Here is a 13,917-nt window from a genome sequence, read left to right on the forward strand (position 1 = left end):
GGAAGAAGCAGGAGATCAATCCAGAACTTCGCCGGTTTTTTTCAGCCGACGCTTCTTGGTGCCATCCTTTTCCACCACGATCTCCACCCGGCTGGCCACCTGTTTGGTGGTGGAGTAGAGCATCACATTGGAGGCGTGCACGGAGGCTTCCTCCGTGACGATCCGGCCGGATTCGCCTTCCTGGGTGGGTTTGACGTGGCGGGTGCGGAGGTTGATGCCCTGCACCACCACCCGGTTGTCGTAGGGCAGGGTGCGGAGCACTTCGCCGGTCTTGCCCTTGTCCTTGCCAGCGATCACCTGAACGGTGTCGCCTTTCTTGAGGCGCATTTTGATGCGCTCAGGGGACTTGGCTTTGGGGGTTGCGGTGGCCATCTCAGATCACCTCCGGGGCGAGGGACACAATCTTGGTGAAGTTGCGCTCGCGCAGCTCCCGGGCCACGGGCCCGAAGACGCGGGTGCCCTTGGGGTTGTTGTCGTTGCCCAGGATCACGGCGGCGTTGTCGTCGAACCGGATTGAGTTGCCCGTGTCGCGGCGCAGGGTGGCCTTGGTGCGGACCACAACGGCCTTGACCACGTCCGACTTCTTCACGCCCATGTTGGGCATGGCGTCTTTGACGGCTGCAACGATCACATCACCCACGTGGGCGTAGCGACGGTTGGTACCGAGCACCCGGATGCACTGGATGCGCTTGGCGCCGCTGTTATCAGCGACGTTCAGAAAGGTTTCCTGTTGGATCATTGGGGGTTGTCCTCAACCGACGGTGGTGTTGGTGAGAACTTCAGCCACGGTCCAGCGCTTGGTGCGGCTGAGCGGGCGGGTCTCGGTGATGCGAACCCGGTCGCCCACTTTGCAGCTGTTCGCTTCGTCGTGGGCTTTGTAACGGGTGGTGCGGCTGACCGTCTTTTGATAGATGGGGTGGGGGAAGCGGTTTTCCACCGCCACCACCACCGTTTTGTCCATCTTGTCGCTGACGACGGTGCCGACCCTTTCCTTGAGTGCCATGGGATCGAGGGGGGGTATCAGGAGGCTGAATCAGCCGTGGCGGCGGAGCGCAGTTGCTCCTTCTGCACCGTCAGCAGGTGGGCCAGCTTGATGCGGGCTTCCTTGAAACGGTGCGGGTTTTCCAGGCGGCGGGTGGCCTGCTGGAAGCGCAGCTCAAACAGCTCGCGCCGGGTGGCGTTGACCTGTTCGTTGATTTGGTCACCGCTGAGCTTGCGCACGTCGGCGATGTTGGGTCTTGCCATTGGATCAGGCCTCCACAGGGGCTGCAGTGTCCTGATCCGCCAGGCTCAGGAATTTGGTCTTCAGGGGGAGCTTGTATTGCGCCAGGCGCATGGCTTCCTTGGCGATTTCGGGGGTGATTTCGGCACCCCCCATCTCGAACAGAATCCGACCCGGCTTGATGACGGCCACCCAGAATTCCGGGTTGCCCTTACCGGAACCCATTCGGGTTTCGGCGGCGCGCATGGTGACGGGCTTGTCGGGGAAGATCCGGATCCAGATCTTGCCGCCCCGCTTGACGTGGCGGGTCATGGCTCGGCGGCTGGCCTCAATCTGGCGGGAGGTGATCCAGCCACATTCCTGGGCCTGCAGGGCAAACTCACCGAAGGCAATGGTGTTGCCGCGGGTGGCGACACCGCGCATGCGGCCTCGCTGTTGCTTGCGGAATTTGACGCGTCGTGGACTCAGCATGGTTCAGGGCTCCTGATCACTCTTTGTTAGAGCGGTCTTCAAACTGTTGCGGCTGCCGGCTGGTCCGGCGGCGGGGGGCAGCACCCACGGGCAGCTGCTCTTTCTGGCCAGGCAGCACCTCGCCCTTGAACACCCACACCTTGATGCCGAGCACCCCATAGGTGGTGCTGGCCAACTTGGTGGCGTAGTCGATGTCGGCGCGCAGGGTGTGCAGGGGCACACGACCTTCGCGGGTCCATTCGGTACGGGCGATTTCGGCGCCGTTGAGGCGGCCGGCCACCATGATCTTCAGACCGAGCACGCCAGCCCGTTGGGCCCGTTGCACGGCCATGCGCATGACGCGGCGGAAGGCAACCCGCTTTTCCAGTTGCTGGGCGATGTATTCGGCCAGCAGGAAGGCGTCGGCGTCGACCCGCTCGACTTCCACCACGTTGATGCGCACCTGACGGTTGGCATCGCCGAGGGTTTTTTGGATGCCGGCACGCAGCTCCTCAATGCCGCTGCCCTGGCGGCCAACAAGAACGCCCGGACGGGCGGTCTTGAGTTCGACCTCCAGTTGGTCGGCCTTGCGGGCGATCAGCACATCGCTGATGCCGGCAGCGCCGTACTTCTTGTGGACGAACTTGCGGATCCGATCGTCCTCCTGGAGGAGGGTTGGATAGGTCTTGCTGGGGGCGTACCAACGCGAGCGGTGATCCTGGGTAATCCCCAGGCGCAGGCCGGTTGGATGGATCTTGTGTCCCATCGGTCGGTGTCCTCGGGGTCAGGCGGAAGGCGCCACAGCAATGCTGATGTGGCAGGTTTGTTTTTTGATCGCGTAGGCACGACCCTGGGCGCGGGGGCGGAACCGCTTCAGGGAGGGGCCCATGTCGGCGTTCGCCGCAGCGATCACCAGGGTGGAGGGGTCGAGGCCGAGGTTGTGCTCGGCGTTGGCCACCGCCGACCGCAGCACCTTGGTGATGGGGCCAGTGGAGCGGTAGGGCATGAACTCGAGCATGATCAGGGCCTCGCGGTAGCTGCGGCCACGGATCTGATCGAGAACCCGCCGCACCTTGGACACGGAACCGCGGATGTAGCGACCGTGGGCGAGGGCCTGGTTGGAAGGGGTGTTTGCCATAGCGTCAGCGGCCTCCTTTCTTGTCCTTGATGTGGCCCCGGAAGGTGCGGGTGGGGGCGAATTCCCCGAGCTTGTGGCCCACCATCTGTTCCGTCACGTAGACGGGAACGTGGGATTTGCCGTTGTGAACGGCAATGGTGTGGCCGATCATCATCGGCAGGATGGTGGAAGCCCGTGACCAGGTCTTGATCACGGACTTGTCATCGGCGACGTTTTGCTTTTCAACCTTCCGCAGAAGGCTGTCGGCAACAAACGGTCCTTTTTTGAGTGAACGTCCCATGGCGGATTAAGCGAACAGCAAAGCGGTGTGGATCATCAGGAATCGCGTCCGCCACGGCTCCGTTTGGAGGTCCGGCGACGTTTCCGGAGCACAAACCGATTGCTGGGTTTGTTCCGCTTACGGGTTTTGAGGCCCAGGGCCGGTTTACCCCAGGGGGTGACCGGGCCGGAGCGGCCGATCGGTGCACGGCCCTCGCCACCACCGTGGGGGTGGTCGCAGGGGTTCATCACCGAACCGCGCACTTCGGGTCGGCGACCCAGCCAGCGCTTGCGTCCAGCCTTGCCAAGACTGGTGTTGCGCACCTCGGAGTTGCCCACTTCGCCGAGGGTGGCGTAGCACTCGCGACGCACCAGGCGCACCTCGGTGGAGGGCAGCTTGAGGGCGACGTAGTCGCCTTCTTTGGCCACCACCTGGGCACTGGCACCAGCGGTGCGCACCATCTGGCCACCCCGGCCGGCGTAGAGCTCCACGTTGTGGACGCTGGAGCCGAGGGGAACGGCCGAAAGGGGCAGGGCGTTGCCGGTTTCGATCGGGGATTCGGGGCCGGAGACCACCTGTTGACCGATCTCAATGCCAGCCGGAGCCAGGATGTAGCGCTTCTCGCCATCGGCGTAGAAGAGCAGGGCCAGCCGGGCGTTGCGATGGGGGTCGTAGTGAATGGCCGCCACCTTGGCGACGATGCCGTGCTTATCGCGGCGGAAGTCGACGATGCGGTAGAGGCGCTTGTGGCCGCCGCCGCGGTGGCGACAGGTGATCACACCGCGGTTGTTGCGGCCCTTGCGGCGGTGTTTGGCGACCACCAAGCCCCGCTCCCGTCCACGGCCGGTGACTTCAGAGAAGTCGCTGGCGACGCGGGTGCGGGTGCCGGGGGTGATGGGTCGGTAGTTGCGAATAGCCATGACGTTTCAGACCCCTCAGGACTCAGGGAACAGCTGGATGGCGTTGCCCTCGGCCAGGCGCACCACGGCTTTCTTCACCTGGGCACGCTTGCCGGCGAAGCGCCCCACGCGCCGGGTTCGGCGGGGGGGATTCATGGTGCTGATGCCGATGACCTTGACGTCGAACAGCTGTTCAACGGCAGCCTTGATGTCGGGCTTGGCGGCCCGGTGATCCACCTCAAAGGTGTACTGGTTTTGCTCGAGGGCCCGGGTGGCCTTCTCGGTGATCAGGGGCCGACGGATCACATCCGCAAGCCGACTTGAAAAACGCTCAGCCATCGCCGTAGACCTCCTGAATCTTCGCGAGTGCTTCCTCGCTCACCACCAACTTGTTGGCGTGGAGCAGATCGAACACGTTGAGCTGATCGGCGGCGATCAGCTTGACCTTCTCGAGGTTGCGGACGGAGCGCCGCACCGCCTCGGAGGCATCGTCGAGCACCACCAGAACCTTGGCGCCGGCCTCGATGCCGAAGCGGGCCAGGGCAGCAGTGATCTCCTTGGTTTTGGGGGTCTCCAGACCCGCTCCGAAGCCCTTCACCACCGTGATGTCGTCGATGCGGCTCATCAGGGCTGTGCGCAGGGCCAGGCGACGCTCCTTGCGGTTCATCGCCACCGCGTAGCTGCGGGGTTTCGGCCCGAACACCACGCCACCGCCGGGGCGAAGCGGGGTGCGGATCGAACCCTGGCGGGCCCGACCGGTGCCCTTCTGCTTGTAGGGCTTGCGGCCACCACCGGCCACTTCGGCCCGGGTGAGCGTGCTGGCCGTGCCCTGGCGGGCGTTGGCCAGCTGACGCACCACGGCGCGGTGCACCAGGTCGGAGGCGGAGGATTCTTTGGCGACCTTGAGGTCGAGGGCAGCCTTGCCGGCTTCTTTGCCCTGCCAGTCGCGGATTACACAGTTAGCCATCGGTGTTCTCCTCAGTTCCCGGCTTTGGCGCCCACCCGGTTCGCCGGGCGGATGTTCAGCAGGGCGCCGGGCTTGCCGGGCACTGAACCTTTCACCACCAGCAGGTTGCGCTCGGCATCCACTTTCAGGATCACGAGGCCACGGGTGGTGGTTTGCTTGCCGCCGTAGCGACCGGCCATGCGCTTGCCGGGGTAAACGCGGCCCGGGGTGGTACCGGCACCGATCGATCCGGGCTCGCGGTGGTTCTTGGAACCGTGGGTCATGGGGCCGCGGCTGAAGCCGTGGCGCTTCTGGAACCCGGAGAAGCCCCGGCCCATGGTGTCGCCACTCACATCGACCTTCTGGCCTGCTTCGAAGGCCGTGACGGTGATGGAGCCACCCAGCTCAAGGCCGTCCACGCTGTCGACCCGATATTCCTTCAGGTGACGCAGGACATCCTCACCGGACTTGGCCAAATGCCCCTTGGCCGGCTTGTTCACGAGTTTTTCGCGAATGTCGCCAAAACCAAGCTGCACGGCGTTGTAACCGTCGGTGCTGGTGCTTTTGAGTTGGGTGATGCGGCAGGGCCCAGCCTCGATCACGGTGACCGGGATGGACCTGCCCTCTTCATCGAAGAACTGGGACATGCCCAGTTTCTTCCCAAGAATGCCGATGGACATAGGAGGGGAAACAACGCCAGCTGGACCACCGGGACCAGGAGCACGGGGCCCATGGACAACGGTGAAGCTGAAGGGATCGAAGAGCTGCCGGGCTCGGCCATGGGGCCGCTTGGCGCCGTTCGAGTGGGCACTCGAACCGGGCTGTTGCGAATTCCAAGGGCTAGCGAGGCTGATCAGGATCGGATCAGCGCGGCTGGGACTTATCGGAACCGGACCGGGATGTCTCCGAGGAGCTCCGGCGCGTTCAGGCAGTTTCCCGACGGATCGCGCAACCTGGGAGGGTTGGTTGGTCCGTACTGGCCGAGGACGGTCTCCACCACTGGAGACCGTGTGCCGCGAACTGGAGGCCCGGCTAGCGGACGGGCACAGTTCAATGGCACAGTTGGCCACCTTACCCCACAGCCCAACCCCCTACCTACGGTTCGAGCTGGCAGACTGGTGCCCAGCTCCGCGATCTTCTGCGATGCCCCTGCTGCTCTCTGGTCGCGGTTTCCGACAGGACCTTGAGCGCGCCGGGGCATTGGCCCTCTTTGCGCCCCTGGAAGGCGGGGCAGAAACCCGGTTGATGCGCCGCCTGCGGGCTGCGGGGTACCGCGCCCAGCTCACCTCGGCCCGCGGGCTGGGGGATCCGGAGGCGTTTTTGCTGCAGCTGCACGGTGTGCGTCCGCCCCATTTGGGGCATCAGAGCGTGGGCCGGGGGGCTGCTGTCGGTGAAGTCCAGCGGGTCATGCCCCAGTTGGGCGCCCTGCTGGAGGGAACCCAGCCAATCCTGCTCTGGTTGCTGGAGGGGCAGGTGCTCTCCCAGGCGGAGCTGGGATCCCTGGTGGCGCTCTGTCGCCGGGAGCCCCGGCTGAAGCTGGTGGTGGAGATGGGTGGTGCCCGGTCCCTGCGCTGGCAGCCCCTTGACCAGCTGCTTGCGGCCTGACCTCGCCCTGGCCCGGGGGTGCTGGGTCAAGCTCATCTGCGGCGCCAGCAACCAGGACCTGGCCGCCATTGAAGATCTCTGTGGCATCTTCAGCCTGGCGGGGGTGCACTGCATTGATGCAGCCGCCGATTCCGCCGTGGTGGCGGCGATTCGTCGTGGCATGGCCTGGGCCGTGGCCCGCGGGGCGGAGCGGCCCTGGCTGATGCTCAGCCTCAGTGACGGCGCCGATCCCCATTTCCGCAAGGCCTGGTTTGACCCCGGCCGCTGTCCGCCCGCCTGTGCCCGTCCCTGCGAACGGGTTTGCCCGGCCCTCGCCATCGGCGTGGCCGCCACCGGCGCCGCGGGGGTGCTGGCCGAGCGCTGCTACGGCTGTGGCCGCTGCCTGCCCCTTTGTCCCCATGGTCTGATCGAGGAGCGGGGGCAGGTGCTGGAGGGGGAGGCTGTGGCGCCCCTGCTGGCCCAGCTCCGTCCCGATGCGGTGGAGCTCCATACCCAGCCCGGTCGGGGACTCGCCTTTGCGGAGCGGCTGGCCCAGTTGGTCGCCAGTGGCGTCCCCCTGCAGCGGGTGTCGGTCAGCGCTGGCCTGGAGGGCACGGCCCAGTCGCCGGAGGCCCTGGCGGCGGAACTCTGGCAGCGTTCGGTCCTGCTTCGCGGGTCTGGGTTTCGCCCGATTTGGCAGCTCGATGGCCGCCCGATGAGCGGCGATGTGGGGGCCGGAACGGCCCATGCCGCCCTGGGCTTGGTGAGGGCTGTGGCGCCAGCCTGCCCGCCTGGCCCCCTGCAGCTGGCGGGGGGGACCAATGGCCAGACCCTTCCCCTGCTGCGGGCGGGGGGGCCACTGCGGCAGCCGATCGCCGGTGTGGGTTTTGGTGGGGTGGCCCGGCGCCTGTTGCAGCCCCTGTTGCTCCAAGCCCAGGCCCGGGGGCGGGCGCTCCTGGCCGATGGGGAGCTGTGGCCCCAGGCCCTCACCCTGGCGCAGGACCTGGTGACTCCCTGGCTAGAACGGGCTTAGTGCTCCGCGAGCCGGTGTCCAGCCCTGAGCCCCACCCTGAGCCCCAGCGCATCACCGACGATCTCGATCGCCTGCTGGAGGTGTTGCCCGACGTGGTGCAGGCGTCGTTGGCCTCGGAGGCGTCGCGCGAGCAGCTGCTGGAGGTGGTGCTGGATCTGGGCAGGGTGCCGGAGGCCCGTTATCCCGGCCGCGTGCTGGCCCTGGGCGAAGCGCCGCTGCAGCGTGTTGATCTGGCTGCCGTGGTGGACCGCCTCGGCAGCTTCGGGGGGGACAATCGCGCCGGGATTGAGCGCACCCTGCATCGCATCAGTGCCATCCGCAATCGCAGCGGCGATGTGGTGGGCCTCACCTGCCGGGTGGGACGGGCGGTGTTCGGCACCGTGGCCATGGTGCGTGACCTGCTCGACTCCGGCGAGTCGCTGCTGTTGATGGGGCGCCCTGGTGTGGGCAAGACCACCGCCCTGCGCGAAATCGCCCGGGTGTTGGCCGACGACCTGGGCAAGCGGGTGGTGGTGATCGACACCAGCAATGAGATTGCCGGCGATGGCGACATCCCCCACCCCGCCATCGGCCGTGCTCGCCGCATGCAGGTAGCCCGGCCTGAGCTGCAGCACCAGGTCATGATCGAGGCGGTCGAAAACCACATGCCCGAGGTCATCGTCATCGATGAGATCGGCACCGAACTGGAGGCCCAGGCGGCCCGCACCATTGCTGAACGGGGCGTGATGCTGGTGGCCACGGCCCATGGCAATGAGCTGGCCAACCTGATCAAGAACCCCACCCTCTCCGACCTGGTGGGTGGCATCCAGTCCGTGACCCTGGGCGATGAGGAAGCGCGGCGGCGACGCACCCAGAAGACGGTGCTGGAGCGGGCCGCCGATCCCACCTTCCCCCTGGCGGTGGAGATGCACAGCCGTCACCGCTGGCTGGTGCACCGCGACGTGGCCCGCACCGTCGACCTCCTGCTGCGGGGGCAGAGTGCCCGGCCCCAGATTCGTGAGCTCGGGGTCGATGGCCGGCTGCAGCTCCAGGACCTGGCTCCAGTGGCTCCGGCCGAGATGGGGGGATCCCCGGCCGCGCCCCCACCGCTGTCCTCCCTCACGGTTCGTCCGCGGATCGCGCCCAGGCCCCTGCCGCCTCCCGATGCGCCCGTCGGTCCCGCCCCTGCTCCGTTGCCCGTGTTGCGGGTGTACGGCGCCGGCATCAGTCGGGCCCAGCTCGAGCAGGTGGTGCGGGCCCGCCAGCTGGCGCTGGAGGTGGTGGGCAGCGTGGAGTTGGCCGATGCGGTGCTCAGCCTGCGTCACCAGCTCGGCCGGGATCCCCATGTGCGCCGGCAGGCCCAGGACCTCGGGCTGCCGATTCTGGTGCTGAAATCGGCGGCCCAGCCCCAGCTTCAACGGGCCCTGGAGCGGCTGCTGGAGCGCCACCGCCAGGCCCAGGTGGACCACGATCCGGCCGTGGCGGCGGCGGCTTCGGTGCAGGGCGACGATGCCCTGGCCGGCTTGGAGGAATGCAGGCTGGCGGTGGAACAGGTGGTGCTTCCCCATGGCCAGCCTGTGGAGCTGTTGCCCCGCAGTGATCGGGTGCGCCTGATGCAGGCGGAACTGGCCAGCCGCTACCGCCTGCGCACGGCGGTGTTCGGCCGTGGAGCCGAACAACGGTTGCGGGTCTTCCCGGCCTGAAGCGGCGGCCTCGCCAGCACGCGGTTGACGAAGGACGGGGCGCTATGGGTAACTATCTAGGCACCGGTGAAACCCGGCTGCTTTGGGTCGTCGCCAAGTGGTAAGGCAGCGGGTTTTGGTCCCGCCATTCCTAGGTTCGAATCCTAGCGACCCAGTTTTTAGCAGCTTTCGCGGCCCCTGTTCCGCGCCCGCATTTTCCTTGCCATGTCTGCCGATCCGGCCCCCCTGCTGGTCTTCGACTTCGATGGTGTGCTGGTGGATGGAATGCCGGAGTACTGGTGGTCGGCCCGGGAGGCAGCGCTGCAGCTCGCTCCTGCGTTGCAGCTCCCCGAGGCGGCCCCTGCCGGCTTCGCCCAGCTGCGGCCCCTGATTCACAAGGGCTGGGAGATGGTGTTGATGGCCGCGGAGCTGGGGCGAGTCGACCTCGATTTGGAGGCCCTGCTGGCTGATTACGACGCGGCCCTGCCCAGGGCGCTGGCGCGCTGGGGTTGGCAGGCCGATCCGCTGCAGCGTCAGTTGGAGCAGGTGCGCTCCACGGCCATCGCCACCGACCCGGCGACCTGGTTGGCCCGGCACCGGCTGTATCCCGGGGTGAAGGAGCGCCTGGAGCGGTTGGGCCGAGAAGGCGCGGACTGGGCCGTGCTCACCACCAAAGGCGCGGCGTTCGCCTCCCAGCTCCTGGCGGCGGCGGGGCTGGCGCCCAGGGCCCTGTTCGGCCACGAGCAGGGCAGCAAGCCCGAGGTGTTGCGGACGTTGTTGGCGGAGGAGCGGCCGCTCTGGTTCATCGAAGACCGTCGTCCCACGCTGGAGACGGTGCGGGCGGATCCCCGGCTGGCGGCGGTGCGCTGCTTCCTGGTGAGCTGGGGATACCTGGGGCCCCGTGATGGCGAGGGCCTGCCGCCCACCATCGCCTGGCTCACCCCGGAGCGATTTGCAGCCCCCCTGGCGCAATGGCCCTAGTCGGGTAGAGTACGCCCGTACTATGCACAATTGGTACGCCGGCCCTGTTTGGTGGCACTTGCTGCTCAGAGGTCGCAGGATGGCTCCCCAGCGGGGCCCGCGCCACGGCCTGTCCCATTGCTTCTGATCGCTGCCATGCCTGCCGATCCCGCCACCCCGTCAACAAAACCGTCAACAAACCCGTCCGCAGCAGCACCGTCCTCAGGGCCGTCCGCGCCCGCTTCCATTCCTTCCACCGCCCGTTCTTCCGTGTCTCCTTCTTCCTCCGCTCCCCGCACCCCCGCCGCCGGTTCGTCTGGGGCAGCGGATGCTCGGGCTTCCGCCGAGCGTGACAAGGCGTTGGGGCTGGTGCTCAACCAGATCGAGCGCAACTTCGGCAAGGGATCGATCATGCGCCTCGGGGATGCCTCCCGCATGCGGGTGGAAACCGTGTCCACCGGGGCCCTCACCCTCGACCTGGCCCTCGGTGGTGGCTACCCCAAGGGGCGCGTGGTGGAGGTCTACGGCCCGGAGAGCTCCGGTAAAACCACCCTCACCCTGCATGCCATTGCCGAGGTGCAGAAGCGCGGTGGCGTGGCGGCCTTTGTCGATGCTGAGCACGCCCTGGATCCCGTCTACGCGGCCTCCCTCGGCGTCGACATCGAAAATCTGCTGGTGTCCCAGCCCGACACGGGCGAGATGGCCCTGGAGATCGTGGACCAATTGGTGCGTTCCGCCGCCGTTGACATCGTCGTGGTCGACTCGGTGGCAGCCCTGACACCCCGGGCCGAGATTGAGGGTGAGATGGGCGACCTGGCGGTGGGGAGCCAGGCCCGGCTGATGAGCCAGGCCATGCGGAAGATCACCGGCAACATCGGCAAGTCCGGCTGCACCGTGATCTTCCTGAACCAGCTGCGCCAGAAGATCGGGGTCACCTACGGCAACCCGGAAACCACCACCGGTGGCAACGCCCTCAAGTTCTATGCATCGGTGCGCCTCGACATTCGCCGGATCCAGACCCTCAAGCGCGGGACGGAGGAGTACGGCATCCGCGCCAAGGTGAAAGTGGCCAAGAACAAGGTGGCGCCACCGTTCCGCATCGCGGAGTTCGACATCCTGTTCGGCCGTGGCATCAGCACCCTGGGCTGCCTGCTTGACCTGGCCGAGGAAACCGGTGTGGTGGTCCGCAAGGGCGCCTGGTACAGCTACGAGGGCGACAACATCGGCCAGGGCCGGGACAACACGATCGTCTGGTTGGAGCAGAACCCGGAGCAGGCGGAGGTGATTGAGCAACTCACGCGCCAGAAGCTCAAGGAGGGCTCCGAAGTAACGGCCAATTCGATGAAGCCGCTGGCCGCGGCGGCCAAGGCCGCTGTCAGTACGGCTGTGCTAGCGGACTCGGCGGCTGATGCGGTGGAGGATCTGCCGGTGGCGAGCTGAATCGGCAGCCGCTCGGGAGGGTTGGGCTCAGGGCCGGGTGAAGGCTCCCTGGGGTCGGGCTGTCGGGCCGAGGGATGCCTCGCCCCGGGGCTTGGTGTGGGCGGCTGGGCTCTGGAGCACCTGGGCCACCCGCTGCAGCTCCTGGATGGCTTCAGCTCCCTCCAGCTTCACCAGTTCATGGCCGTCCCGGGACTCCACCCAGCTGATGCCGAAATCAGACACCAAAAAGCGAACCATGTGATTGGCATCCAGGTTGGCCACGAAGGAGGCGCCATGACCGTCGCGGCCATCGCCGCACACGTAGCAGGTGGCGGCGATGTTCCGGTCTTGCAGGCTTTTGGCGAGGGCCTGGAGGCTCATCACCAGGTCGTGAACCACCGATCGGTATTGCTCGGCAAGACGCGGAAACACGGCGGCACCCCGGAATCCTGCCAATCATAATGTTTTCTTCAGATTTCGGCGACTCAGCCGTCGGACAGGGTCCACCAGCCGGCGGCTGGTCCGATGAAGCGCACCGTGAGCCAGAAGAGCACCAGGGCGCCAATGCCCACCCAGGCCCCTTTGGTGGTGAGGGCGACAAAGCGATCCGCCTGGTTGCGGGTCAGGGGTAGCCAGGAGGCAATGCGCGGAGAGGTGTCGACCTTGTCGCCGCGCTCTGGCTTGATCACTTTGGGTGGCAGTCCCTGAATGCTGCGTCGCTTGGCTTCCCCCATCTCCTTGGTGGCTCGTCTGGTGCGGTGAGGGTCCCACGCTAATGAGGCAGCAAGCGGCTGAGGCTCACCCAGGGTTCGAGGGCATGGAGCACCTGGCGGCCCCAGCTCCGGCCCCGCAGGCGGCCGTCCAGCACCGCCAGCCTTCCGCCCTGGCGCCGCAGGCCAGCGACCCCCAGTTGCAGGCGCGTCAGCCCATCGGGAAGGAGGCATTCCCGAAACCAGTCGCGCCCCCCTTGGCGGAGGGCCAACACCCGGGCGGCCGTGAGGGGGTCCTCCAGGCTGGCAATCGGCAGCAGGCCCACCACGATCTGGCTGGGCAAGGGGAGCCGCTGCTGCTGGGTGAGCCACCAATCCCAGCGCGCGCAAATGACGCCATTGCCCTCCGGCGCGGTGCTCTCATGCACCACCCGGCTGCCAAATTCCGCCGCCAGGCCACTGGTGAGTCCCAGCCGCAAGCCATCGTCATCGAGCAGCACCACCGTGAGCCCCGTCTGGCCCAGCACCAGTCGCCTGCCCTGCTCCAAGAGGTGCTGGCCGTAGTGGGGGCTGTTCGGCAGCGGTTGGCGTAGCGGGGCATAGAGCGGCAGGGGATCGGCCAGGGGGGGATCCCCCAGGGCCACGCTCACATCCGGCTCAAACCCCAGCTCCAGGCCGGGCTGGGGCTGGCCGGCGGCAGCCCGGGCACTGGCGAGCTGGCCCAGGACCACCGCCCCCCGCTGCTCCAGCAGGCCGCGCAACACGCCGAGGGGCTCCAGGGGTTGGCGGTGCAGTTGCCACTGCAGCATCTCGGGATTCACCCGGGCCCAGCTGGTCCAGTCATCTCCCTGGGCGGCCAGCCAGGTCGGCCAGGGGTCGGGAAGGGGGCTCAGCAGCTGCAGCAGGTGCCGCAGGGGCGCTTCGTCTTCCGGGGCGAGGGCGACCAGGTGGTTGGGGTTGCGGGGATGGCTGAGCACCTGGCGGCTGAGCCGCTCGTGCAACGCCAGCAGGCTGGCTTCCGCCGCGGGTTGCGCCCGGCGCAACTGGTCCCAGTGCTGGGGCGTGACCACCACCTCCAGGGCCTGGCGCAGGAGGCCATCGAGGTGTTCGGCTTCCGGGATCACCAGTTGCCGCTCCCCCAGGGTTCCCTGCTGCCAGGCCCCCACCAGCTGGCGATGGTTGAGCAGCCAGACGCGGGCGTGGCTGGGCGGATGGTCACCTTCGAAGCAGGGCAAGGCCAGGCTCGGGTCGGCCCGTCCCAACCGGGGGAGTTCCACCTGCAGCAGCCGCTGGCGTTGGGCCTCGCTCACCACCAGGGCCAAGGGGCATTCGCTCAGGGCCAGGGGCACCAGCAGGCTGATCCACCAGCTCGGTTCGCAGCCCGGTGCCAGCCGTACCAGGGTGTGGTCGCTGCGGCGCAGGCTGCGGGCCACCAGCCGGCTGAGGCTCAGGTGGTGGGGCCAGGGTTCGCCGCCCTCACGCTCCAGCAGGGCCTTGAGTTGCTGGTGGGCGCGGGCTTCGAGCATTCCCAGGCGTCCAACGGACCCAAATCGTAGGAAGCTGGCTGCATGGCTCCCTCGCCCCGATGACGTCCGTGCCCGTGCCTTCGCCCCCGGCGTCCGATAGCCCTGCATCT

Annotated in this window: 20 protein-coding genes and 1 tRNA gene; 6 read left to right on the forward strand and 15 right to left on the reverse strand. The window is 67.3% G+C overall.

From position 1 onward, the window contains the following. Window positions 1-15 precede the first annotated feature (15 nt). From rplX to rplC, 12 genes are read right to left on the reverse strand one after another with little or no spacing between them, the layout of a single operon-like run. Window positions 16-372: a 50S ribosomal protein L24 gene (gene rplX / locus H6G16_RS02725; RefSeq protein ID WP_190388792.1), complete on the reverse strand. Its 357-nt coding sequence runs from the start codon at window positions 370-372 to the stop codon at window positions 16-18. A 1-nt stretch (window position 373) separates the two neighbouring features. Further along, window positions 374-739: a 50S ribosomal protein L14 gene (gene rplN, locus H6G16_RS02730; protein ID WP_048018117.1), complete on the reverse strand. Its 366-nt coding sequence runs from the start codon at window positions 737-739 to the stop codon at window positions 374-376. A gap of 12 nt (window positions 740-751) precedes the next feature. Next, window positions 752-1,003 carry a 30S ribosomal protein S17 gene (rpsQ, locus tag H6G16_RS02735; RefSeq protein WP_190388793.1) on the reverse strand — a complete coding sequence of 84 codons (252 nt, stop codon included), beginning with the start codon at window positions 1,001-1,003 and terminating at the stop codon, window positions 752-754. 17 nt (window positions 1,004-1,020) lie between these two features. After that, entirely contained in the window at window positions 1,021-1,245 is a 225-nt protein-coding gene (rpmC, locus tag H6G16_RS02740; RefSeq protein ID WP_190388794.1) for a 50S ribosomal protein L29, read from the reverse strand. Between the two features lie 4 nt (window positions 1,246-1,249). Next, window positions 1,250-1,693, reverse strand: a complete 444-nt coding sequence (gene rplP / locus H6G16_RS02745) for a 50S ribosomal protein L16 (protein WP_190388795.1) — start codon at window positions 1,691-1,693, stop codon at window positions 1,250-1,252. 16 nt (window positions 1,694-1,709) lie between these two features. Then, window positions 1,710-2,438: a 30S ribosomal protein S3 gene (gene rpsC / locus H6G16_RS02750; RefSeq protein ID WP_190388796.1), complete on the reverse strand. Its 729-nt coding sequence runs from the start codon at window positions 2,436-2,438 to the stop codon at window positions 1,710-1,712. Between the two features lie 18 nt (window positions 2,439-2,456). Further along, window positions 2,457-2,810: a 50S ribosomal protein L22 gene (gene rplV, locus H6G16_RS02755; RefSeq protein ID WP_190388797.1), complete on the reverse strand. Its 354-nt coding sequence runs from the start codon at window positions 2,808-2,810 to the stop codon at window positions 2,457-2,459. Window positions 2,811-2,814: 4 nt separating this feature from the next. Further along, window positions 2,815-3,090, reverse strand: coding sequence for a 30S ribosomal protein S19 (gene rpsS, locus H6G16_RS02760; RefSeq protein WP_094560047.1), 276 nt, complete (start codon window positions 3,088-3,090; stop codon window positions 2,815-2,817). A gap of 35 nt (window positions 3,091-3,125) precedes the next feature. After that, the gene (gene rplB / locus H6G16_RS02765; protein ID WP_190388798.1) at window positions 3,126-3,989 is read right to left on the reverse strand and encodes a 50S ribosomal protein L2; all 864 of its coding nucleotides are present in this window, start codon (window positions 3,987-3,989) and stop codon (window positions 3,126-3,128) included. A 15-nt stretch (window positions 3,990-4,004) separates the two neighbouring features. Further along, window positions 4,005-4,307 carry a 50S ribosomal protein L23 gene (locus H6G16_RS02770; RefSeq protein ID WP_190388799.1) on the reverse strand — a complete coding sequence of 101 codons (303 nt, stop codon included), beginning with the start codon at window positions 4,305-4,307 and terminating at the stop codon, window positions 4,005-4,007. Further along, complete coding sequence (rplD, locus tag H6G16_RS02775) at window positions 4,300-4,935, reverse strand: 50S ribosomal protein L4 (RefSeq protein WP_190388800.1); 636 nt, start codon at window positions 4,933-4,935, stop codon at window positions 4,300-4,302. The genes H6G16_RS02770 and rplD overlap by 8 nt, the downstream gene beginning before the upstream one ends. An 11-nt stretch (window positions 4,936-4,946) precedes the next feature. Further along, window positions 4,947-5,594 carry a 50S ribosomal protein L3 gene (gene rplC / locus H6G16_RS02780; protein WP_190388801.1) on the reverse strand — a complete coding sequence of 216 codons (648 nt, stop codon included), beginning with the start codon at window positions 5,592-5,594 and terminating at the stop codon, window positions 4,947-4,949. Window positions 5,595-6,057: 463 nt separating this feature from the next. Here rplC and H6G16_RS02785 point away from each other — a divergent pair, with 463 nt between their 5' ends. From H6G16_RS02785 to recA, 6 genes are all read left to right on the forward strand, one after another. Further along, window positions 6,058-6,519, forward strand: a complete 462-nt coding sequence (locus H6G16_RS02785) for an NAD(P)H-quinone oxidoreductase subunit N (protein WP_190388802.1) — start codon at window positions 6,058-6,060, stop codon at window positions 6,517-6,519. Then, a complete protein-coding gene (locus H6G16_RS02790) occupies window positions 6,497-7,531 on the forward strand; it encodes an LdpA C-terminal domain-containing domain (RefSeq protein ID WP_242036124.1) in 1,035 nt (344 codons plus the stop codon). Before H6G16_RS02785 ends, H6G16_RS02790 begins: the two co-directional genes overlap by 23 nt. Before the next feature lie 14 nt (window positions 7,532-7,545). Next, a complete protein-coding gene (locus H6G16_RS02795; protein ID WP_347238766.1) occupies window positions 7,546-9,213 on the forward strand; it encodes an AAA family ATPase in 1,668 nt (555 codons plus the stop codon). A gap of 83 nt (window positions 9,214-9,296) precedes the next feature. Beyond that, window positions 9,297-9,368: transfer RNA gene (locus H6G16_RS02800), tRNA-Gln, on the forward strand. A gap of 49 nt (window positions 9,369-9,417) precedes the next feature. After that, complete coding sequence (locus H6G16_RS02805) at window positions 9,418-10,173, forward strand: HAD family hydrolase (RefSeq protein ID WP_190388803.1); 756 nt, start codon at window positions 9,418-9,420, stop codon at window positions 10,171-10,173. A gap of 249 nt (window positions 10,174-10,422) precedes the next feature. Further along, window positions 10,423-11,592, forward strand: a complete 1,170-nt coding sequence (gene recA, locus H6G16_RS02810) for a recombinase RecA (protein ID WP_190388804.1) — start codon at window positions 10,423-10,425, stop codon at window positions 11,590-11,592. Between the two features lie 27 nt (window positions 11,593-11,619). On the opposite strand, the gene H6G16_RS02815 is transcribed toward recA, so the two are convergent. Genes H6G16_RS02815 through H6G16_RS02825 form a run of 3 tightly spaced genes read right to left on the reverse strand, consistent with a single transcriptional unit; the run spans window position 11,620 to window position 13,807 of the window. Beyond that, window positions 11,620-12,003 carry a DUF1815 family protein gene (locus H6G16_RS02815; protein ID WP_190388805.1) on the reverse strand — a complete coding sequence of 128 codons (384 nt, stop codon included), beginning with the start codon at window positions 12,001-12,003 and terminating at the stop codon, window positions 11,620-11,622. A 53-nt stretch (window positions 12,004-12,056) separates the two neighbouring features. Next, window positions 12,057-12,305 (reverse strand): DUF2839 domain-containing protein, encoded by a 249-nt coding sequence (locus tag H6G16_RS02820; protein WP_190388806.1) that lies wholly within the window; start codon window positions 12,303-12,305, stop codon window positions 12,057-12,059. A 38-nt stretch (window positions 12,306-12,343) separates the two neighbouring features. Further along, entirely contained in the window at window positions 12,344-13,807 is a 1,464-nt protein-coding gene (locus H6G16_RS02825) for a helicase (protein ID WP_190388807.1), read from the reverse strand. Between the last annotated feature and the right edge of the window lie 110 nt (window positions 13,808-13,917).

This window comes from Cyanobium sp. FACHB-13342, from assembly GCF_014697415.1.
In the GTDB taxonomy this organism is placed as follows: domain Bacteria; phylum Cyanobacteriota; class Cyanobacteriia; order PCC-6307; family Cyanobiaceae; genus Cyanobium_A.